This is a genomic window from Alteromonas sp. ABM1_013 (assembly GCF_056160505.1).
In genome coordinates this window covers 791,864-811,766 of record NZ_JBSWXH010000003.1, presented here as the reverse complement: position 1 = coordinate 811,766, position 19,903 = coordinate 791,864, and the positions used below count along the sequence as shown (strand labels likewise).

Sequence of the window (19,903 nt, the reverse complement as noted above, 5' to 3'; positions counted from 1 at the left end):
ATGCAGTATATGAATGAATTTCTTACCATTGCACTGGTACATCTTGTGGCTGTTGCCAGCCCAGGCCCTGACTTTGCAGTGGTGGTTCGAAACAGCGTGGCTTATGGCAGACGTATCGCCATATTTACCAGTATCGGTATTGGGCTCGCAATCTTATTGCATGTTGCTTACTCGCTAGTAGGGCTAAGTGTTGTAATTGCGACTACGCCCTGGCTATTTACCACTTTTAGCTACGCTGCCGCTGCTTATTTGCTTTACCTTGCATTCGGTGCGCTCAGAAGCGGCCCTGTAAAGCAGGAGCAAGACATAAATACCGAAAAGAAGACATCACAAATCTCGGCAAAACGTGCTGTATGGATGGGGTTTCTGACAAACGGGCTTAATCCAAAAGCAACGCTGTTTTTCCTTTCACTTTTTACCGCCATCATCAGCATTGATACGCCATTTAGCGTAAAGCTTGGTTATGGTATCTATTTAGCGTTTGCCACCGGGCTTTGGTTTTGTTTCCTTTCCTACCTTTTAAGTACTAGTAAAGTTGCCGAGCTTATTGGTAAAAAAGGCTATTGGTTGGATAGGGCGATGGGCGTGCTTTTAGTTGGGTTAGCCGCTAAGTTAGTGTTGGGTTAATTTTTGTTTATTACACAAGCAGGCATTTATTTTTGTGAATTGGTATAATCGCGCCGATTTTTCTAAAAATATAAGAGAGTTGTGTGAAAGACGTAAACCCAGACCGCCTGAACAATACGTTGTCTAAACAGTATCAATTCGATACTAAAGGTCTCTTGCGCCGCGCTGCCGGTTTAACAAAAGCTAATTTTTCATCATTGTTTCAAGGTAGCCTTGTTTTATTCTTGACCTTTGTGGTGCTTGGTGTAATTGCCCAACAGTATATTACCATCAATGACGACGGTAGCTATGTATTCGAGCACCAATCCATTATCCAGATTGTGGCGATCTGCATTGTGGCGCCGTTACTTACGGGCTTATACATGATGGGTGTTTTTATAGCGCGAGGCGTAAAAACATCGGTATTTACGGTATTTCAGTTTTTCCCCCTTATATTTCTGGTTGCGTTAACCCAGTTAGTTAGCAGTATTCTTGTGCAGTTAGGCATGATGCTGCTTATCTTACCAGGCGTGTATTTCTACCTAGCGTCGTCTTTTTCTCTAATGTTAGTGGCCGACAGAAAACTAACTCCAATTAGCGCAATTATTCTCTCATGCCGAGTATTCAACGCGTACTGGGCCCAAATTGCCAGTATCTTCGGCGTTTTCTTCTTACTGTTTGTGTCGGTACCGCTGACGTTCGGGTTTTCCCTTATTTGGGTGTTACCTTTTTATTTTAGTATGATGGGATTGCTCTATCAGGAATTGATTGGCGAGCAAGGAGTAAGCACGGACGCATCTGTAGATGATGTGAATGAGTCGAGCTTCGATGCATAAACGTGAAACCTTTAAAATTGTCCTTATAACGCTTGGTGTTCTGGCGGTTATCGTCATTAATGCCATTATTTTTACCAAGGACGAACCTGATATTTTAGATATACCGCAAACGGTGGAGGCGACAAAGCCGGTACCTGATTTCTCTATTTATAGTGACGTAAAAGAGAAGAAAGAGGCGTTTTTTAACTATCTACGCCCCGAGGTAGAGAAGCAAAACGCTTACTTACTTACTTTAAGACATTATGTACAAACCTTGTATAGAAAAGCATTAGCCAACGAATCGCTTTCTGAAGACGATATGGCGAGGCTTGAGTGGCTTGAAGAAGAATATCGGGTAAAGTCTACGCAGCCCTTAAGGACTAAGCTATTGGCCTTATTGCAGAAAATTGATGTTTTACCTGAAGAGTTGGTGCTTGTTCAGGCTGCGAATGAATCTGCTTGGGGGACAAGCCGATTTGCAAGAAAGGGCTACAACTTTTTCGGTCTGTGGTGTTTTTCAAAAGGATGCGGTTTTGTCCCAAATCGTCGAAATACCGGCGCATCACACGAAGTGGCAAAGTTTGATAGTCTGTCGCGAGCGACGTACACCTATATGCGTAACCTCAATAGGCACGATGCCTACGCTGATTTAAGAGAGATCCGCAGTCGACTTCGAGCTAACCAATTACCTATTACTGGTGTTGCATTGGCAGAAGGGCTAATGAACTATTCCGAGCGAGGAGCCGCTTATGTTGAAGAGCTTCAAACAATGATCCTATTTAACGAGGAGTTTTTATCCGAATGATACGCGCTGCATTATTTCTTGCTTCATCTCTGTTTGTCGGTTTTGGTAGTACATTAGTAGCTGCTGAAACGATAGATGTAGAGTACAGCCGTTTCTACAGCCATGTTAAAAAGCTAGATAACGAAGATACCCAAGCGCTTCAGTTTGCGTTTGGTTTTGTCCGAGTAGGTGAAGGGCGTTTATGCGAGGTTAACGGTGCATCTATCGTTACCGATAAGAAAACAATGCCACTAGAAGTTACAGATGAAGGACGTTTTACCGTACCCACTGAAAAAGCACTGAAACTGGCTAATGCACTGTTACGCATCGACTTGAACGAACGTGCGAACGTTTGTGATATGTCGGTGCAGCTTGAAACCAAGCCAGAATACCTTAAACAGTATTACAAGAAAGAAGAACTCACTTTTTTGTATGAACAGTATGAAGCCTTTTTCAATGAAATGGGAAGCTTTTTGTCTTTTATGATGCCATCGGTGAAGGGCTTGATGATTCAGTTCGAAGACAAAAATTTAGATTTCGTTACGCCGCAGGGTGTACAAATTAACAATGGTGTTCTGCAGTTAGAGCAAGAGTGGATAAATGAGGCGAAAGGCTTAACGCTGCCACAAGCGCCGCTGCGTGTAACAGCTATGGCGTCAAGTTAATCTACCTTTTGAACAATTAGGTATCAGGTTAGTAACTGATACCTAATTTGCTCTGCAATTCGCGCTATGGTCTCTTCGCCTTTTGCGCAAAGTTCTTCTGCCCTATGGAACTCCATAATACCTACATCAGTCAGCTGAGGTTCTATTAGTATATCTGGCGGGTCGCCGGCTAAACGAGACCGAGTAACACGAGCTTGAAGTATTTCAAGTGAGCTGCTCATTACACTCATAATTCCTGGCGGGTTGCGCTTATTCACCTTTGCAGGCACTTCAGTAAATTCTTCTTCTACTTTTTCAATAACATCAGAGGCTATGCTTTCTTCGGTATTCAAATCTTCAGAAGCATTGACTTGAAGTTGCTCTTCATTTTCATCTGACGTTTTGTCATCTTTACTGTCTGGCGAAAACCATTGGCGCAATACGTTTTGGCTTTTAGTAAAAAAGTCTTCGGTTTTACGTTGGTTTTCTTCGTGGTCTTGCCTTAACTTTTCCAACCGAAGCGGGCGAAAATCAGCGTTAAGATTAACCGCAATCACAAAATCAGCCCCTAATTGACGACACAAGTTCACCGGTACAGGGTTAACAACAGCGCCATCCACTAGCCATCGATCGCCATGAGCAACGGGGGCAAAGAGCGCTGGAATAGCGCATGACGCTTGAATGGTATCGCCGATAGGACCTGAATTAAATACCACTTCACGTCCGGTATATAGGTCAGTTGCCACAGCCGCAAAAGGTTTAAGCATATCTTCATAGGTAGATTCACAAAACTCGCTAGCAAGTTTGTCGAAAACTTTTTGTCCGCTGGCAATACCGCCACGTCTTAATCCAACACCCATAAGAGCAAGTACCTGCCAGTCGCTAAGTGAACAGGCCCATTCTTTTAAACCTTCTAGCTTACCACTTGCGTAGGCAGCACCAACGTAGGCGCCAATAGAGCAACCAGCAACAACGTCGATTTTAACGCCAAGCTTTTCCAATGCTTCAATTATACCAATGTGTGTCCAGCCCCTTGCGGCACCGGCACCTAACGCCAGTCCAATTTTCATTTACTTTGGTTCCATAATATTTACTACTTCGATAGCATTGTCTTCATCACTGAGATCTGCGCTATTTTCTGTAGCAAAAGAAGGTTCATCAAATCCTATATCACCATCTGCAACGGGGCCATCTTGAGTGACGATAGATTTAAAATCATAAAGATTACTATCTACAAGATGTGAAGGGGCCACGTTTTGAAGCGCACGGAACATTGATTCAATACGACCTGGGAAACGGCGGTTCCAGTCTTGAAGCATTGCTTTTATGTTCTGGCGCTGAAGATTTTCTTGTGAACCACACAGGTTACAAGGAATAATTGGGAACTCAGCGGCTTGAGAATATTTTTCAATGTCTTTTTCGCTGCAGTAGGCCAGTGGACGAATGACAATATGCTCGCCGTTATCGCTAACCAGTTTTGGTGGCATAGATTTCAGCTTACCACCGTGAAACATATTCAGGAAAAACGTTTCTAGCATGTCGTCACGGTGGTGACCTAATGCAATTTTCGTCGCGCCTAGTTCTTTCGCTGTGCGGTATAAAATACCACGGCGCAAACGAGAGCAAAGCGAACAAGTCGTTTTCCCTTCAGGAATCTTGTCTTTAACAATAGAGTAGGTGTCTTCTTCTACAATCTTGTAATCGACGCCTATGCTGTCTAAATACTCGGGCAAGATATGTTCAGGAAAACCAGGTTGCTTCTGGTCAAGATTTACCGCAATAATATCAAAATGAATAGGCGCAATCTTCTTTAAAAACAATAAAATATCAAGCATGGTATAGCTGTCTTTACCTCCCGATAAACACACCATAACCTTGTCGTTGTTTTCAATCATACCGAAATCGCCAATGGCCTTACCCACGTTGCGACGAAGTCGTTTCTGAAGTTTGTTGAAGTTGTACTTTTGCTTACTTTGCGCGGCGTTTAACGTCGGCGCATCAGCACTGCTTGTGCCTAAACTCATAATTAACTAGCTTGGTTTGTGATAAAGGCGCCATTATACATTAAAGCGCCTTTTCGAGACTATGGCTGTGTTGTTAAATTTATCGAGAAGCGTTAAGTATTGATTTAAGCGTGTATGATCAACTTTCAGCATTAACTGCTAAATGCGCAGTTTTTTTTCATGAAAAACGCCCATCGCCGATTCGCCATTTGTCGCCACCAAGTGACTTGGTATTTAAACGAAATTAAGTCGTTAACTACACGGTTATCGGTGATTCAAACCCATCTGGCTTAATCGCAAGTACGTCACAATTTAGTTCATCAATAACGTGCTCGGCAGTATTGCCAATAAGCGCCGCCGAAATACCAACCCGTCCCACGGTGCCTATTACAACTAACTCGGCATCGAGTGTTTTAGCCACTTGCGGGATAACTTTTTCAGGCAAGCCTTCTTTCACCACACATTTATTTTCTGGAATACCATATTTCAGCGCGTGACTACGCATTTCTTTCATATGATGATTTTTTACCGCATCGTGATACGTATCAGGGTCAAACTCTGGCACTTCAATGGCAATGTTAAGTGGAGTTGTAGGGTAGCTATTCACTAAATTAACGTTACCTTTTAGCAAAGAGGCATAATCGTTAGCGATTATCGTAAGCTTGTCGTTTAGTGCAGCATGCTCATCATCTTCACTGCCTACGTTTACTGCAGCTATAATTTCACCGCCTTCTGGCCAGTCGTGTTCTTTAACGAGCAGTACAGGGCGTGGGCACTTGCGCATTAGATGCCAGTCTGTAGGGGTAAAGATTACTGAGGCAAGGTCGTCATGTTTTTTAGTGGCTTTTACCACCAAGTCGATTTGGTTATTAAGGGCGTAATAAATAATCGACTCATAAGCACGGTTGTTCCACTCAACCACAATATCGGTCTCTGAAAAGCCTTGTTCTTTTAGCTGGGCAGATAACCATTTGGCGTGCTCTTTTGTAACGGCATCGCGCATTGATTCACGTTCGTCGGGGCTAAGCATGGTTGTCATATCGTAAGACAAATCATATACCACCATCATAGCGGTAACCGTGGCGCCGGTTTTTGACGCAAGTTCATAGGCACGGCTTAGGGCAGGCTGGTTGTCGCGTTCCGCGTCCACCACGGCAAGAATTCGTTTACACTCAATCATAACGTCTCCTCAACTACAAAGCTTTGTATGGCTGTCGACATCGATATTGTTTCAAAACAGTTTATATAAACCATTTACATTAACTATAAACGACATTTGGAAAAACGTGAGTTGTTTTGGATCAAGGCGTAAATAATTCGTTGATAAAAAAAGGGCCAATTCGAATGTTACGGGAGCTTTAACGCCCAATGGATGGATATCGTGTTACTCAGTGAGGGAATACAGTGAAATTTTAAAGATTAAAACTAAAAAGCGCGCATGTAGCGCGCTAAAGATAACAGAAGAATAAATTAACCGTTACAGACTACGCTAGGGCCATTTAACGCCTCCAACTTGGTATTTAACCGATCAAAATCCAAAATAGAGATCAATTTACCGTCTACTTTGATAATGTTTTCTTTCTGAAAACGGCTTAATAGGCGACTAATGGTTTCTATCGTTAAGCCTAAGTAGTTGCCGATTTCGTTTCGGGTCATAGTTAGGTGAAATTCTCTGTGCGAGAAGCCACGCTCTTCAAAGCGCTGAGATAAGTGTGAGATGAAATACAATAAACGCTCTTCCGCCGTACGCTTGTTTAAAAGCATGATCATGTCGTGATCTTGTTTAATTTCTGCGCTCATAAAGCTCATGATCTGATGGCGAAGCTTGGGAAATTGCACAGACATCTCATCTAGTGTGTCATAAGGCAACTCACACACCATGGCGGTTTCTAGCGCAGAAGTGTAGCTTTGATGTTTATTCTCCCGCAGGGCATCGAAACCAATAATATCACCAGGGAAGTGGAAGCCGGTGATTTGCTCTTCACCTTCTTGGTTGGTTACAAATGATTTGAAAGAGCCAGTTCTAACGGCGAAAAGCGAACGAAATTTATCGCCAGTTTGAATGAGCGTATCACCTTTGTGAAGCGGCTTTTTGCGCTCAATTATATCGTCAAGAGACTCGATTTCTGTTTTGTTCAGCGCCACCGGTAAACACAAGTGACTGAAGCTACAGTTTTGACAGTGAATAGAAAATTGGCTTCCTTTGCTCATAATACATGCTCTTTTGAAGATTACCCAATAATGATACACCCATTTTTAAACGATTGCGCCATGAATAAGATAAGCCGCATAAATGGCCATTATTACGGCAATTATTTGTCTAACGTTATTGTTTTGAAAACTGCTAACAATATACTGACTGCCTGCACTTGCTGCGAGTAGCGTTGGCAAAGTACCTAAACCGAAGAAAAACATGATGGCAGCGCCCTGCAATGCATTCCCCGCCGCTAAAGACCAAGTAAGTGTTGAATACACTAATCCACAAGGCAACCAGCCCCAAATAAACCCATAAGGAATAGCACTAAAAGGGGTTTTGAAAGGTAAAAAACGCTTAGATAACGGCTGCAGTTTAGAAAATAAACCTTTGCCTGCGTTTTCTAACACCGTTAACCCTGTCCACCATTTGCCTAAATAACAGGCCAACAACAGCAACATAATACCGCTGAGTAAAGACAGGGCATAATTGGCCAGAGGAATATAGTCTGCTGCAATTTTGCCAAGTGCGCCGGTCAGTGCGCCAGCAATGGTGTAGCTAGCTATGCGCCCCATGTTATAGGCTAGGGCGTAAGGCACTGCTGAAGCACCTTTTGGTGACACCATTCTTAGCGCTGCCACTATACCGCCGCACATGCCCACGCAGTGAACACCGCCCGCTAAGCCGATAAGAAAAGCTGAGAAGTAATTAATCCCCTCCATGCTGCCCTTGGTTTTTCTCTACTTTAGTATTCTGAAGTTGCTTGCGTTGTTCAGCGAGCTTTTTTTCTTCGGGCGGAAGATCATCGTCAAACAGTATGCTGTAACCTTGACGGTCTAAATCTTCAAACTGATTAGTTTTAACCGCCCAAAAGAATATTACGATAGCGACGGCTACTATAATGATGGCGATTGGAATTAAAACGTAAATAATGCTCATACTATTTGCCCAGAAGTCGCGTAGAGTTTGTCACTACTATGATACTGCTTAATGACATGCCAACAACCGCCATCCACGGCGAAAGTAGGCCAGATACGGCGAAAGGTAAGATCAAAACGTTGTAACCTACCGACCAACCAATATTTTGTCTTATTTTTTGCTTCACTTGATGCGCAGTTCGAATGAGTTCTGGCACAGAAAGCAGCTGATCGCCAAGCAAAATCACGTCGGCTGCAGTTTTCGCAACATCTGTAGCATTACCTACCGCTATCGCTACATCAGCACTTGCAAGAACAGGGGCGTCATTAATACCATCGCCCATCATCATAACCTTTGAGCCAGATTGCTGCATAGCTTGAACCGCTTCATATTTATGCTCTGGGGTAAGGCCCCCTTTAGCGGTAGAAATTGGTAAAGGTTTGGTGAGGGAATCAACGTTTTGCTGTGTATCGCCGCTTAGTACAGCGAGGGTATGACTTTTTGCCAATATATCGAGGGTTTCTTGGGTATCGTCACGCAGTGAGTCACGAACTTCAAAAGCCGCCATAATACGGCCTTTGACAGTAAGAAATACGTTAGCCGAGGGATAGCGCTCGATAAACGATTGCTGTGATTCGTGAACACTGAACGCTGCTGAGCCCATGGAGAAAAGCGTGTCATTAATTTCACCGCTAATTCCGCCACCTGGCGTGACCGTGAAATTTGTCACTTTGTGTACGGTGTTGCCGCTTGACGTTTTATCACCGCTAAAGTCCTTATTACCGCTAAAGGCTTTTTTGTCGCTAAAGGCTTTAGCAATAGGGTGTTCAGAGCGAGATTCTAGGGCGCGGGCGATTGATAGCGCGCTTTGGCTGTCTACGCCGTCAGCATACCAGGCGTTTGATATAGTGAACTTACCTTGTGTCAGCGTACCGGTTTTGTCGAGTGCGATAGTGTCAATGCCAGTGATTTGCTCAAGAGCATCGGCACGCTTTAGCAAAATACCTTGTCTGTTTAATTTCGCCATAGCGCAAGTGAGCGCTGATGGCGTGGCTAACCCTAGGGCGCAAGGACAGGTTGCTACCAACACGGAAATGGTGATCCAAAACGCATCATCACTGCCGTTATAAGCCCAAAAGGTGTAAGTTAACGCTGAAATCAATAATACAGCGGTCACAAAGTATCTAGAGAAATTATCGGCTATCTGTGCAGCCTTGGGCTTGCTCGCCATCGCACTTGCTTGAAGCCTTACAATTTGATTTACCAGCGCATTTTTAAGTGTTTGCGTAACCGTAATGGTAAGGCTACCGTCCTGACATACGGTACCGCCATATACAGTGCTGTTATCTGACTTTCGTACTGGGTTAAATTCACCCGTTAGCATAGATTCGTCAACCGCAGCGTTACCCTCTGTAACCAGCCCATCAATGGGGATGGTTTCACCAGGCTTAACCAGCACTACATCGTGTACCTTTAGCTGCTTTGCTAGACATTCAGTAACGCTGCCATCTGGCATTAATTTAGTCGCTGACACAGGAACATACTGCATCATATTGGCAGAGATCTGTGCGGCGCGATGACGACTGCGATGTTCTAAGAATCGGCTGAGTAACAGCAGAAAAATAAACATACAAATGGATTCGAAATACACTTCGCCTTGCTCTAATACGGTAGAACGAATACCGGCAATATAGGTACCGAATATGGCAAGCGTAACAGGTACATCCATATTAACTGTTTTAGCGCTTAGCGCTTTAGCGGCTCCGACATAGAAGGTGCTACCAGAATACAGTACAACCGGGGTAGTGAGTGTAAGGGCGACCCAATAAAAATATTGGCGGGTCTCTAACTCAATGGCGCCAAACCAATCAAAATACAGCCCCGTCATCAGCATCATAACCTGCATGGTCATAATACCTGCTAGCCCTAACTTCTTGAGGAAAGTTTTTTGCTCGCGTTTATAACTGGCTTCGTGCTCATCAGGATGAAATGGCGACCCAACATAACCAATACGTTTTAGCGTAGAAAGAATTTGGCTAAGTTTAATTTGAAACGGTGACCAAGTAACTAAAGCCCGACGCTCTTGAACATTTACAGCTACTTGCTTGATGCCTTCAACTTTCGATAATTGCTTTTCAATAAGCCAGCCACAGGCAGCGCATGTAATACCCTCAAGGGTTAGCTGAATTTGCTTATCTTGCCCTTCTTCAAACACGAACTCTTCCTGAAGGGAAGGGTCGTCGTACACCTTGAGTTTATCTAAGGTTTCCAAAATCCCATCGTCAGACTTTTGCGCAGGTTCTGTTCTAAACTGGTAATAGTCTTCTAAACCATTATTAACAATAGCTTCTGCAACGGCTAAGCAGCCAGGGCAACACATGTCGCGTTGTTGCCCCAATATGACAGTAGTGAACTTCCCATCGTCTGCGGCTGCCACAGGAAGCCCACAATGGTAACAATCGTGATTGGCCATTATGGATTGAACTTCATTTTTCCAGAATGGGGTAGATAGACGGTGTTTTGAATTTTCCAGCTATCATCAATAGGAGTGAGCGATAAGCGCCATTTACCGTCTAGGTTTTCTTCAATAAAACCGCGATAAATACCGTTGGCATCTCGACTTAGTAAAACGCTGACATCACGCTCTTCAAGCGTTACGTGATAAAAGCTCAATTTAACAGCATTACCTTCTTGAGGAATGCCCGAGTGAAATTGCAGCGCTATGCTGCCATCTTCAATGGTTAAATCGGTAGTAATATTTAAACGGCGGGCGATTGCCTCTTTGTCTAGACGTGCATTAATTGCTTTACCTTCTTTGTAGTAATCGTCTACCACAAGGCTATCTTCGGTAGAAATAGCAAGGTTTAACAACACGCCACCCATGATCAGGGTAATAATAGGAACCGCAATTAAAAACCAGGGCCAGAATTCTTTATACCAGGGTCTATTCATCGAAATCTTTTCTCGTATTTACTTCACTAGCAAGGTCGCTAACAACATATCTATTATTACTCGTGAACAAATATATTCGAACTGCATAATAACAATAAATATAGTGTAGGTAATTTGCATCGACAGCGCTGTAAATTTGTACGTAATGACACTGTCTATATTGCTGTATTTTCTCATAAAAAAAGCCCCGTAGTAACGAGGCTTTTTAAGATATTTAATGATTTAAATCATTAATCATTTGAAAGGCTGTATACATACGCTGCAACAACGTGAATTTTGTCATCACCCAAGGTTTTCTTGAATGAAGGCATTACACCGTTACGACCGTAAGTAAGCGTTTCTGTTACTGCTCTGTGGCTGCCGCCGTAAAGCCAGATGTTGTCGGTAAGGTTTGGTGCACCAAGTGCTTGGTTACCTTTACCGTCCATACCGTGACAAGCCGCACACGCTGCGAAACGTGCTTTACCTGCTTCTGCAAGCTGAGGGTCAACATCGCGACCGCTTAGGCTAAGTACGTAATTAACGACTTCCTCGATACCGTCTTCACCCATAGCGTCAAGCCATGCTGGCATTGCTGCTTTACGACCAAGCGTAAGAGTTTCAACGATTTTCGCACCTGAACCACCGTACAACCAGTCGTTGTCCGTTAGGTTAGGGAAGCCGCCATTTTGACCACGTGCATCAGAACCGTGACACTGAGAACAATTTTGTAGGAATAAACGCTGACCTACTTTATTTGCTTCTGGGTCTTTAGCCAGTTCTTCAACAGGAACTTTTGCATACGCTTCAAAGATCGGATCGAACTTCTCGGCAGCGAAATCTAGTTCACGGTCATATTCTACTAGGTAGCCTTGCTCTTTAGCGTCAATACGCGCCTGAGCTGACTCTTCTAGCGATTGAATATTTTGGTTAGAGCTCTTCCAGCCCAAAATACCTTCATACGCACCTAGGCCAGGATAAAGCGCTAGGTATAAAAAGCCCCAAACGATGGTCATGTAGAACATAATTGTCCACCAGCGAGGAAGTTGGTTATTCAACTCCTCAATACCATCAAATTCGTGGCCCATTGACTCACCTTCAGCTACGCCAGTCTTGTTAGAAAGGCACCAGCGAAGAAGGAAGTAGCAACCAATGATTAACCCTAGGGTTATCACTGAAATCCAAATTGTCCAAAACATACTCATGAGTTCGAGACTCCTGCTAATCTTCTTTTGATTTTTCTTTTTCTTCGTCTGCAAACACTAGGTTTGCAGCTTCATCGAATTTTTTCTTGTTGCGGCTGCTAAACGCCCACCACACAACACCGATGAAGCTTACAAAGACGATGACAGTAAAAATGCTGCCTACAATTCCCTGGTCCATATTATTTCAAATGTGTGCCAAGAGATTGTAGATAAGCAATAAGGGCCTGCATTTCCGTTTTGCCCTGTACTGCCGCTTTCGCACCCGCAATATCTTCGTCGGTATACGGAACGCCAAATCCACGGAATACTTCCATTTTTTCAGCTGTTAACTCGCCATTAAGCGTGTTTTCCGCAAGCCAAGGGAAACCTGGCATATTCGACTCTGGTACCACGTTACGAGGATTAAGCAGGTGAACTCGGTGCCATTCGTCGCTGTAACGACCACCAACTCGTGCTAGGTCAGGACCAGTACGCTTAGAGCCCCAAAGGAAAGGGTGCTCCCATACTGATTCGCCAGCAACGCTATAGTGACCATAACGCTCTGTTTCAGCGCGGAATGGACGGATCATCTGGCTGTGACAACCTACACAACCTTCACGGATGTAGATATCACGGCCTTCAAGCTCAAGCGCGGTATACGGACGTAGACCTGTTACAGGTTCCATGGTTTGCTGTTGAAACATCAACGGCGTAATTTGAACCATGGCACCGAAGCTGATAGCGATAAGGATTAATACCGTTAACAGACCGACGTTTTTTTCAATTAACTCATGTGCGTTTTTCATTATTCGTCTCCTTTACTACGCTGGCTGAGTCGCTGGATCTGCAGCGATACTGCCTTTAGGTGCACGAACGGTTTTCCATGTGTTGTATGCCATAACAAGCATACCTGCTACCACGAAACAACCACCAATGAAACGAACCACATAGAAAGGTTTAGACGCTTCTAATGACTCAACAAAGCTATAGGTTAACGTACCGTCAGCATTTACTGCACGCCACATTAGACCCTGTAATACACCAGACATCCACATTGCTACGATGTATAGAACAACACCGATAGTTGCGAACCAGAAGTGTACGTTAACTAGCTTAGTGCTATACATAGCGCGCTGACCGAATAGCACTGGAATTAAGTGGTAAATTGAACCAATTGAAACCATTGCAACCCAACCTAGAGCACCAGAATGTACGTGACCAATTGTCCAGTCAGTGTAGTGAGAAAGTGCGTTAACGGTCTTGATTGCCATCATTGGGCCTTCGAAGGTAGACATACCGTAGAAAGACAATGAAACAATAAGGAAACGCAATACTGGGTCGGTGCGAAGTTTATGCCACGCGCCAGATAGCGTCATAATACCGTTAATCATACCACCCCAAGATGGAACGAATAGGATAATAGACATCACCATACCTAGTGACTGAGTCCAGTCTGGTAGGGCAGTGTAGTGAAGGTGGTGAGGACCAGCCCAGATATACAGAGAGATAAGTGCCCAGAAGTGAACAATTGAAAGTCTGTATGAATAAACCGGGCGACCAGCTTGCTTAGGTACGAAGTAGTACATCATACCAAGGAAGCCCGCAGTTAGGAAAAAGCCTACCGCGTTATGGCCGTACCACCACTGCATCATAGCGTCGACTGCGCCTGCATACAATGAATACGATTTAGTGAAAGATACCGGAATAGCCATGCTGTTACCAATATGAAGAATTGCAACAGTTAACATGAACGCGCCTAAGAACCAGTTTGCAACATAAATGTGCGAAACTTTACGGATTACTAGGGTTCCGAAGAAGTTAATGATATAAGCGACCCAAACCAGTGCCAAAAGGATATCAATTGGCCATTCTAGTTCAGCGTATTCTTTTGAGCTTGTTAAACCCATAGGCAGGGTGATAACAGCTAAAACGATAACGGCTTGCCAACCCCAAAAGGTAAATGCGGCAAGTTTGTCACTGAACAGTCTTACCTGGCAGGTACGCTGAACGATGTAGTACGACGTTGCAAATAGCGCACAGCCGCCGAAGGCAAAAATAACGGCATTAGTGTGCAACGGACGCAAACGTGAGAATGTTAGCCATGGTGTGTCAAAGTTAAGCATAGGTGCAAATAATTGCGCGGCAATAAATACCCCTAGGCCCATACCAATGATACCCCAGACTATGGTCATGATGGTAAATTGCCTAACTACTTTATAATTGTAGTCAGGTTGTGCTTGGCTTATTTCACTCATTTTAATGAATCTTCCACTTCAAATGAACTATGGTCTCCAACTGCCGGAATAGTACGGTCGAGACGTGTATCAGCTAAGGAATAACGCTTCACACCGAGCTCGGAAAGAGTAATAATTATTGTCTCCAAGCCAGTTGGTACGCGGATGATAAGGTTTTTAATTACAAAAAGATACCATAAACTACGTAAGCTTGATCTCCATCAATGAAGAAATACACAAAATTTAAGAAATGCTAAATAACGATAACAATAAACGATCAAAAATTTTACATTCACAGCTTCCGTTAGTGGCTATTATTGTTGTAGCTGTGTGTGTATACCTTGCACATAAATTCCAGTCATCGGCGCTAAAAGACACGAGCGTTGTTAATGGAATAGGAAATAGCTGCAACTTTGTCAATGAAACTTGCGAATTCTTAATTGATGAAAAGCTTGCGATAGCATCCTTTTCAACCATGCCAGAACCCGAAGAATCGGTTACAGTTAAACTGATAATTCCCGAAGGGAAGAATATTGAGAGCGCGTGGATTGAAGGCGTAAATATGTATATGGGCAAAATTCCCGTGCTGTTAGATACTGACGGTGAAGGAAAGTGGTCAGGCTGGTTTATGTTGGGTAGTTGTAGTGAACCCGTGATGAAGTGGCAGTTGCGACTGAATGTAGAAGGTATGGATAGCCCTAGCTATCTGTATTTTGTCACCCAACAGTAATTAAAAAATTGTCACTTATATAAACCGAAAGTCTGCAACCAAAGCTGTGAAGCTAATAGCGTGTTACAAGACATATGTAAAAAAGGCCGCCTAATTCGAAGATTAGGCGGCCTATTTATTAAATAGTAACTGAACGCCGAAGCGTTAGGCATATACCTTACATCTGCGACTGCAAATAGTTTTGAAGTCCTAGGCGTTTAATAAGACCTAGCTGCTGTTCTAACCAGTGTGCGTGATCCATCTCTGTATCGTCTAACAGCACAATAAGCATATCACGGGTCACATAGTCCTTTTCAGTTTCACAAAGCGCGATAACTTCACGCAATTTTGCGTCAACTTCATATTCCACACGCAAATCGCTCTCGAGCATTTCAGGTACGTCTTTACCTACTTTAAAGCCAGTACGCTTTGTCATGTCAGGCGTACCCTCTAGAAACAGCATGCGTTCAATTAGCTTAGTGGCGTGACCGCGTTCATCGTCAAATTCATGATCGATACGTTCATATAGCTTGTTCAACCCCCAATCAAGATACATCTGAGAGTGAATGAAATACTGATCCATGGCCGCTAACTCATAAGAGAGTAGTTCGTTTAAGCCATTGATTATTGCTTGGTTACCCTTCATTAGTCATCTCCCATTACTTGCGCTTGTAGGTAGTTTTCTATACCCATCGCATCAATTTGGTATTCTTGCGTTTCAATCCAATCCAGGTGCTCTTCTTCATATTCAAGAAGATCTTCAAGGAGGTCACGAGAAACATAATCTTGTTTCTCTTCGCATAGCGCGATAGCTTCACGAAGTAGTGGAAGCTGTTCTTTTTGAAAACGCGCATCACATGACAGCATTTCAACGGTATCTTCACCGATATATAGCTTGCCTAATGCTTGGAGGTTAGGAAGGCCTTCAAGAAATAAAATGCGCTCGATGAGATCGTCCGCTTGTTTCATGTCTTTGATAGACTTCTTATAATTCTTTTCGTTAAGTTCAGAAAAACCCCAGTTTTTGAACATACGAGCGTGCAGAAAGTATTGATTTATCGAAGTAAGTTCACTTGTCAGTACTTCGTTCAATTTCGCAACAACTTGTTTATCACCTTGCATTGTGTAAACCCTATTAACGTATTTGCGTGAAGTTTAGTCTAGATGAGTGAGTTTGTCAAAAAAGTCTTTTTAAAACAGTTGTTTACAAACGATAACGTTTCTCAATTTATCCATTGTTCGCATTTAGAACAGCATTACCGTTGCGCGTGGGCGTAAGCAAGACTTTCTTCCGCGAAACCAAGCCCTGCTTCAGTAAAGAAGTTAAACACTTTATCAACGCCGTTCTCTAAAAGATGAGAAACTTCATCTTCATAGCGGGCTATAGCGGCAACTTTGCCAGTGTAACCTGCGTTTTTGAGTTGTCGCGTAATGTTGATTGAATCTTGAATAGAAGGTAAAGCAAGAAGGACAAGCTCTACTTGCTTGATATCTAGATTATCCCATAAATCTACGTCTTCACCGTCGCCGCAAATTACATTAAAGCCTTCATCTGCCATTTCTTTTACTTTTACGCGATCGGCATCCATTCCCCACACGTTAACACCGGTTAATTTGGATAGTGCATTAAAAGCACCGCGTCCAACACGTCCCATGCCTAACACTAAGAATTCTGCATTATGAAGTGTCGGATAAATATCTTCTTTTAAACGTTCTTCTTTCTCGAAACGTTTAATGGTGTGCTTATGCTTGTGATATCGAGAATGTGAATTACGATAAAGCACGCTGGTAATCACAAATGAGATGGAAACGGCCAAAGCAATAACCACTAGCCAGGTGTTTTCTAACAGCCCTAGGGAAACTGCCAGTGCACCGACAATAAGCCCAAACTCGCTATAATTTGAAAGCACTAAACTGCTTAAATACGCAGTTCGCCCCCGAAGGCGCAGGGAAGTAAATAAGCCAAAAAACAGTGCAGCTTTTAACGGTATAAACAGACAGAACACGAGCGAAAGTACAATCATACTAAGGTCTGGAAGGGCGGTAAGACCGATAGTAAGGAAGAAACCAATTAGGAAAAGATCTTTAAAGCTAAGTAGTGACTTAGCAAGTTCAGACGCTTTCTCGTGTTGCGCCAGCATAATACCAAAGATAAGTGCGCCTAAATCGCCTTTGATATTCACCAGTTCAAATAAGTGATAGCCACCGAGCGCGAGAATAAAACCGGTAAGCGGGAGCAATTCACCGTGCCCGGATTTATTAATCATTTTATTGATAATAGGCATTGCAGGGAACAACGCAAGTAGCGCCAGTGCCCAAACCGAAGGAAGCTTTCCTGTAGCTGCTACAAGAAAGGTGACAGCGAAAACGTCCTGCATAACTAAAATGCCTATGGCTAGACGGCCGTGGCGGGTTTTACTTTCGCCACTTTCTTCTAAGACTTTAACAACACAGACCGTACTGCTAAAGCTAAGTGCAAATGCGATAAGCGCTGCGCTTTTCCAAGTAAGACCGTCAACGAAATTGGCGGCAACTGCGCCAATGACATAAACGCAACAAGTTATTACACCTACCCATATTAGCGTATGGGAAATGCTACCTGCCCAAACTTCACGACGGCTCAAGTCACGGATATTAAGTTTCAAGCCGATAGTAAATAGCATAATAGTAATACCCAAATTGGCTATTTGGGTTAAATCTTCAGTGAGTGTATAACCTGCAAAGTTTAATAGAAAACCTGCTACCAAATAGCCGACAAGAGGAGGAATGCCAATTAGTTTTACCGATAAGCCACATATAAATGCGAAAAGAAGAAATGCATACTCCATGAATTACCTTTCGAAATGTTGAACGTAAAATCCGTTACCCTTAACAGGTCACATTATCTATAACCCACTATTTACAGATAGTAGGTAAACTCACTAAATTGATGCTTGTAGACTAGCATGTAATGACTTGTTTTCGCAGCTAAAAAACGATCGTATAGTAATAAAAAGGTAACGCGTAACCTATCTTATTTTAGAACTGGTTGTATAAATAAAAACTTTAAATCAATCATTTAGCTTTAAATTGAATCTAGTTTTTGGTTTGAGGTGTATTGAAAAGGGTTATAGGCATATTATCTAGCTTGAATATGGCCGAATTAAAGAAGGACTCTTAATGCGTTTAACTATTTTAACCATACTCACCTTACTGGTCGCCTTTAATGTGATTATTGGCTTGTTATGGGCGCCGGTGTGGTGGTTTTTACTTCTATCTGTCACCTTATTAATTTTTGGTCTTTACGACGCCTTCCAAACACAACATGCCATTTTGAAAAACTTCCCACTCATAGGCAGAGTACGGTGGACAGTAGAAGGTTTAAGACCTTACATCCAGCAATACATCATAGAGACAGATACTGGCGGTACGCCTATTTCCCGCATGTTTCGCTCTATTGTCTATCAACGAGCAAAAAATAGTAGAGAAACGGTACCTTTCGGCACTCAACTAGATACTTATAAAGATGGTTATGAATGGATTGGTCACTCTCTATCTGCTAGAGAAGTAGAGGATATGGATGAAGACCCTCGCGTTTTGGTAGGAGGCCCCCATTGTAAGAAACCATATCGCGCTAGTGTGCTCAATATCAGCGCCATGAGCTTTGGTAGTTTATCGAAAAATGCTATTTTGGCGCTCAATAAAGGTGCTGCGAAAGGTAAGTTCTACCATAACACGGGCGAGGGCGGGTTGACCCCGTATCATCTTGAAAACGGGGGCGATATTGTTTGGCAAATCGGTACGGGCTACTTTGGCTGCCGAACTAAGGACGGCGGTTTCGAACCTGATTTATTCAAAGAAAAAGCCAATCTTGAAAACGTAAAAATGATAGAAATAAAGCTGAGCCAAGGCGCTAAGCCTGGGCATGGCGGTATTCTTCCTGCATATAAAAATACCCCAGAAATAGCCGAGATCAGAGGCGTTGAACCTGGTACTCAAGTCGATTCTCCACCTAGACACAAAGCTTTCTCGACGCCGTTAGAAATGGTTGATTTTATTAGCCAGCTTAGAGAGTTAAGTGGGTACAAACCGGTGGGAATTAAACTCGCCCTTGGCAGGAAAAGCGAGTTCATCGCTATGTGCAAGGCCATGGTAGAAAAAGGTGTTACACCGGACTTTATTACGGTTGATGGCGGCGAAGGCGGAACGGGAGCTGCACCCCTTGAATATACCAATTCTATTGGCTTTCCACTTCGTGAAGCACTCGCTTTTGTAGACGATTGTCTTACAGGTTTTGGTCTACGTGACAAAATAAAAATAATTGCTTCAGGCAAGATCATTACCGCCTTTCAGTTAGCCAAAAATTTGAGCTTGGGAGCAGACATCTGTAACAGCGCCAGGGGGATGATGCTGGCACTGGGTTGTGTACAATCGTTATCCTGCAATACAAATAAATGCCCCACCGGTGTGGCTACTCAGGACCCTAAGTTAGCAAAAGGTTTAAACGTTGAAGATAAGTATGAACGCGTGTACCGTTTTCATAAAAAGACTATTCATGCGTTGATGGATATCTTATCGTCAACCGGCCATATTAAAACCAGTGAACTAAATCGTACCCATATTTTTAGACGGGTTGATCAATGCAATGTTGCCCGTTATGACGAAATTTTCCCGCTGGTTAAAACCGGAAGCTTTCTCACTGACGATGTACCCGATAGGTTTAAACTTCATTTAAAAGAAGCAAACGCTCAAAGCTTTATGCCGTGTAGTCTGTTAGCTGAAATAGAAAAAGAGACGAAGGACGTGTCTTAGTGTTTACTTGTGTGTAAGGACATGACCGGTTTGCAGGATAGAAGTCCTGTGCTCGGAATTTTTTGCTAAGCTAGTAACCTTGTTGGTGAA

The 19,903-nt window shown here is 43.2% G+C and carries 21 protein-coding genes; 6 read left to right on the top strand and 15 right to left on the bottom strand.

Going from position 1 to position 19,903, the window contains the following annotated elements:
- The 4 genes from ACXAGK_RS11840 (at position 1) to ACXAGK_RS11825 (ending at position 2,870) form a co-directional block, all read left to right on the top strand.
- On the top strand, positions 1-627 hold the full coding sequence (locus ACXAGK_RS11840; protein WP_474856385.1) for a LysE family translocator: 627 nt from the start codon (positions 1-3) through the stop codon (positions 625-627).
- 83 nt (positions 628-710) lie between these two features.
- Positions 711-1,442, top strand: a complete 732-nt coding sequence (locus ACXAGK_RS11835; protein WP_474856384.1) for a YciC family protein — start codon at positions 711-713, stop codon at positions 1,440-1,442.
- Positions 1,435-2,226 (top strand): glucosaminidase domain-containing protein, encoded by a 792-nt coding sequence (locus tag ACXAGK_RS11830; RefSeq protein ID WP_474856406.1) that lies wholly within the window; start codon positions 1,435-1,437, stop codon positions 2,224-2,226. Before ACXAGK_RS11835 ends, ACXAGK_RS11830 begins: the two co-directional genes overlap by 8 nt.
- A complete protein-coding gene (locus ACXAGK_RS11825) occupies positions 2,223-2,870 on the top strand; it encodes a DUF2987 domain-containing protein (RefSeq protein WP_474856383.1) in 648 nt (215 codons plus the stop codon). Before ACXAGK_RS11830 ends, ACXAGK_RS11825 begins: the two co-directional genes overlap by 4 nt.
- Positions 2,871-2,893: 23 nt before the next feature.
- On the opposite strand, the gene ACXAGK_RS11820 is transcribed toward ACXAGK_RS11825, so the two are convergent.
- From ACXAGK_RS11820 to ccoN, 12 genes are all read right to left on the bottom strand, one after another.
- Positions 2,894-3,919: a patatin-like phospholipase family protein gene (locus ACXAGK_RS11820; protein ID WP_474856382.1), complete on the bottom strand. Its 1,026-nt coding sequence runs from the start codon at positions 3,917-3,919 to the stop codon at positions 2,894-2,896.
- A complete protein-coding gene (gene ttcA, locus ACXAGK_RS11815) occupies positions 3,920-4,873 on the bottom strand; it encodes a tRNA 2-thiocytidine(32) synthetase TtcA (RefSeq protein ID WP_474806658.1) in 954 nt (317 codons plus the stop codon).
- Positions 4,874-5,108: 235 nt separating this feature from the next.
- Positions 5,109-6,032 (bottom strand): universal stress protein UspE, encoded by a 924-nt coding sequence (gene uspE, locus ACXAGK_RS11810; protein ID WP_474806660.1) that lies wholly within the window; start codon positions 6,030-6,032, stop codon positions 5,109-5,111.
- Between the two features lie 290 nt (positions 6,033-6,322).
- The gene (gene fnr / locus ACXAGK_RS11805; RefSeq protein ID WP_474856381.1) at positions 6,323-7,063 is read right to left on the bottom strand and encodes a fumarate/nitrate reduction transcriptional regulator Fnr; all 741 of its coding nucleotides are present in this window, start codon (positions 7,061-7,063) and stop codon (positions 6,323-6,325) included.
- Between the two features lie 45 nt (positions 7,064-7,108).
- Positions 7,109-7,768, bottom strand: coding sequence for a sulfite exporter TauE/SafE family protein (locus tag ACXAGK_RS11800; RefSeq protein WP_474856380.1), 660 nt, complete (start codon positions 7,766-7,768; stop codon positions 7,109-7,111).
- Positions 7,755-7,985 carry a cbb3-type cytochrome oxidase assembly protein CcoS gene (gene ccoS, locus ACXAGK_RS11795; RefSeq protein WP_474806666.1) on the bottom strand — a complete coding sequence of 77 codons (231 nt, stop codon included), beginning with the start codon at positions 7,983-7,985 and terminating at the stop codon, positions 7,755-7,757. The genes ACXAGK_RS11800 and ccoS overlap by 14 nt, the downstream gene beginning before the upstream one ends.
- Before the next feature lies 1 nt (position 7,986).
- A complete protein-coding gene (locus tag ACXAGK_RS11790) occupies positions 7,987-10,437 on the bottom strand; it encodes a heavy metal translocating P-type ATPase (RefSeq protein ID WP_474856379.1) in 2,451 nt (816 codons plus the stop codon).
- Positions 10,437-10,916, bottom strand: coding sequence for a FixH family protein (locus ACXAGK_RS11785; RefSeq protein WP_474856378.1), 480 nt, complete (start codon positions 10,914-10,916; stop codon positions 10,437-10,439). The genes ACXAGK_RS11790 and ACXAGK_RS11785 overlap by 1 nt, the downstream gene beginning before the upstream one ends.
- A gap of 230 nt (positions 10,917-11,146) precedes the next feature.
- Complete coding sequence (gene ccoP, locus ACXAGK_RS11780) at positions 11,147-12,100, bottom strand: cytochrome-c oxidase, cbb3-type subunit III (protein WP_156078388.1); 954 nt, start codon at positions 12,098-12,100, stop codon at positions 11,147-11,149.
- A 16-nt stretch (positions 12,101-12,116) separates the two neighbouring features.
- Complete coding sequence (locus ACXAGK_RS11775) at positions 12,117-12,278, bottom strand: cbb3-type cytochrome oxidase subunit 3 (RefSeq protein ID WP_014949591.1); 162 nt, start codon at positions 12,276-12,278, stop codon at positions 12,117-12,119.
- 1 nt (position 12,279) lies between these two features.
- Positions 12,280-12,885, bottom strand: coding sequence for a cytochrome-c oxidase, cbb3-type subunit II (gene ccoO / locus ACXAGK_RS11770; protein ID WP_014949590.1), 606 nt, complete (start codon positions 12,883-12,885; stop codon positions 12,280-12,282).
- Positions 12,886-12,900: 15 nt separating this feature from the next.
- Positions 12,901-14,334, bottom strand: a complete 1,434-nt coding sequence (ccoN, locus tag ACXAGK_RS11765) for a cytochrome-c oxidase, cbb3-type subunit I (protein ID WP_014949589.1) — start codon at positions 14,332-14,334, stop codon at positions 12,901-12,903.
- 229 nt (positions 14,335-14,563) lie between these two features.
- Between ccoN and ACXAGK_RS11760 the strand changes: the two genes are divergently transcribed.
- On the top strand, positions 14,564-15,043 hold the full coding sequence (locus tag ACXAGK_RS11760; RefSeq protein ID WP_474806676.1) for a hypothetical protein: 480 nt from the start codon (positions 14,564-14,566) through the stop codon (positions 15,041-15,043).
- 157 nt (positions 15,044-15,200) lie between these two features.
- Here ACXAGK_RS11760 and bfr (ACXAGK_RS11755) read toward each other — a convergent pair whose 3' ends face one another.
- The 3 genes from bfr (ACXAGK_RS11755) to ACXAGK_RS11745 all read right to left on the bottom strand — a co-directional run bounded on the left by bfr (ACXAGK_RS11755) (position 15,201) and on the right by ACXAGK_RS11745 (position 17,850).
- A complete protein-coding gene (gene bfr / locus ACXAGK_RS11755) occupies positions 15,201-15,668 on the bottom strand; it encodes a bacterioferritin (RefSeq protein ID WP_014979359.1) in 468 nt (155 codons plus the stop codon).
- Positions 15,668-16,144 carry a bacterioferritin gene (gene bfr / locus ACXAGK_RS11750; protein ID WP_014949586.1) on the bottom strand — a complete coding sequence of 159 codons (477 nt, stop codon included), beginning with the start codon at positions 16,142-16,144 and terminating at the stop codon, positions 15,668-15,670. Before bfr (ACXAGK_RS11750) ends, bfr (ACXAGK_RS11755) begins: the two co-directional genes overlap by 1 nt.
- A gap of 134 nt (positions 16,145-16,278) precedes the next feature.
- Positions 16,279-17,850, bottom strand: coding sequence for a cation:proton antiporter domain-containing protein (locus ACXAGK_RS11745; protein WP_474856377.1), 1,572 nt, complete (start codon positions 17,848-17,850; stop codon positions 16,279-16,281).
- A gap of 331 nt (positions 17,851-18,181) precedes the next feature.
- On the opposite strand from ACXAGK_RS11745, the gene ACXAGK_RS11740 reads away from it, so the two are divergent.
- A complete protein-coding gene (locus tag ACXAGK_RS11740) occupies positions 18,182-19,813 on the top strand; it encodes an FMN-binding glutamate synthase family protein (RefSeq protein ID WP_474856376.1) in 1,632 nt (543 codons plus the stop codon).
- Positions 19,814-19,903: the final 90 nt, after the last annotated feature.

Coding starts and splice junctions, on each gene's coding strand:
- bfr (WP_014979359.1), bottom strand. CDS start 15,668: ATGAAGGGTAACCAAGCAATAATCAATGGCTTAAACGAACTACTCTCT.
- ccoO (WP_014949590.1), bottom strand. CDS start 12,885: ATGAAAAACGCACATGAGTTAATTGAAAAAAACGTCGGTCTGTTAACG.
- ACXAGK_RS11740 (WP_474856376.1), top strand. CDS start 18,182: ATGCGTTTAACTATTTTAACCATACTCACCTTACTGGTCGCCTTTAAT.
- ACXAGK_RS11775 (WP_014949591.1), bottom strand. CDS start 12,278: ATGGACCAGGGAATTGTAGGCAGCATTTTTACTGTCATCGTCTTTGTA.
- ACXAGK_RS11840 (WP_474856385.1), top strand. CDS start 1: ATGCAGTATATGAATGAATTTCTTACCATTGCACTGGTACATCTTGTG.
- ttcA (WP_474806658.1), bottom strand. CDS start 4,873: ATGAGTTTAGGCACAAGCAGTGCTGATGCGCCGACGTTAAACGCCGCG.
- ACXAGK_RS11830 (WP_474856406.1), top strand. CDS start 1,435: ATGCATAAACGTGAAACCTTTAAAATTGTCCTTATAACGCTTGGTGTT.
- fnr (WP_474856381.1), bottom strand. CDS start 7,063: ATGAGCAAAGGAAGCCAATTTTCTATTCACTGTCAAAACTGTAGCTTC.
- ACXAGK_RS11790 (WP_474856379.1), bottom strand. CDS start 10,437: ATGGCCAATCACGATTGTTACCATTGTGGGCTTCCTGTGGCAGCCGCA.
- ACXAGK_RS11760 (WP_474806676.1), top strand. CDS start 14,564: ATGCTAAATAACGATAACAATAAACGATCAAAAATTTTACATTCACAG.
- uspE (WP_474806660.1), bottom strand. CDS start 6,032: ATGATTGAGTGTAAACGAATTCTTGCCGTGGTGGACGCGGAACGCGAC.
- ccoS (WP_474806666.1), bottom strand. CDS start 7,985: ATGAGCATTATTTACGTTTTAATTCCAATCGCCATCATTATAGTAGCC.
- bfr (WP_014949586.1), bottom strand. CDS start 16,144: ATGCAAGGTGATAAACAAGTTGTTGCGAAATTGAACGAAGTACTGACA.
- ACXAGK_RS11785 (WP_474856378.1), bottom strand. CDS start 10,916: ATGAATAGACCCTGGTATAAAGAATTCTGGCCCTGGTTTTTAATTGCG.
- ACXAGK_RS11820 (WP_474856382.1), bottom strand. CDS start 3,919: ATGAAAATTGGACTGGCGTTAGGTGCCGGTGCCGCAAGGGGCTGGACA.
- ACXAGK_RS11800 (WP_474856380.1), bottom strand. CDS start 7,768: ATGGAGGGGATTAATTACTTCTCAGCTTTTCTTATCGGCTTAGCGGGC.
- ccoP (WP_156078388.1), bottom strand. CDS start 12,100: ATGAGTATGTTTTGGACAATTTGGATTTCAGTGATAACCCTAGGGTTA.
- ACXAGK_RS11745 (WP_474856377.1), bottom strand. CDS start 17,850: ATGGAGTATGCATTTCTTCTTTTCGCATTTATATGTGGCTTATCGGTA.
- ccoN (WP_014949589.1), bottom strand. CDS start 14,334: ATGAGTGAAATAAGCCAAGCACAACCTGACTACAATTATAAAGTAGTT.
- ACXAGK_RS11825 (WP_474856383.1), top strand. CDS start 2,223: ATGATACGCGCTGCATTATTTCTTGCTTCATCTCTGTTTGTCGGTTTT.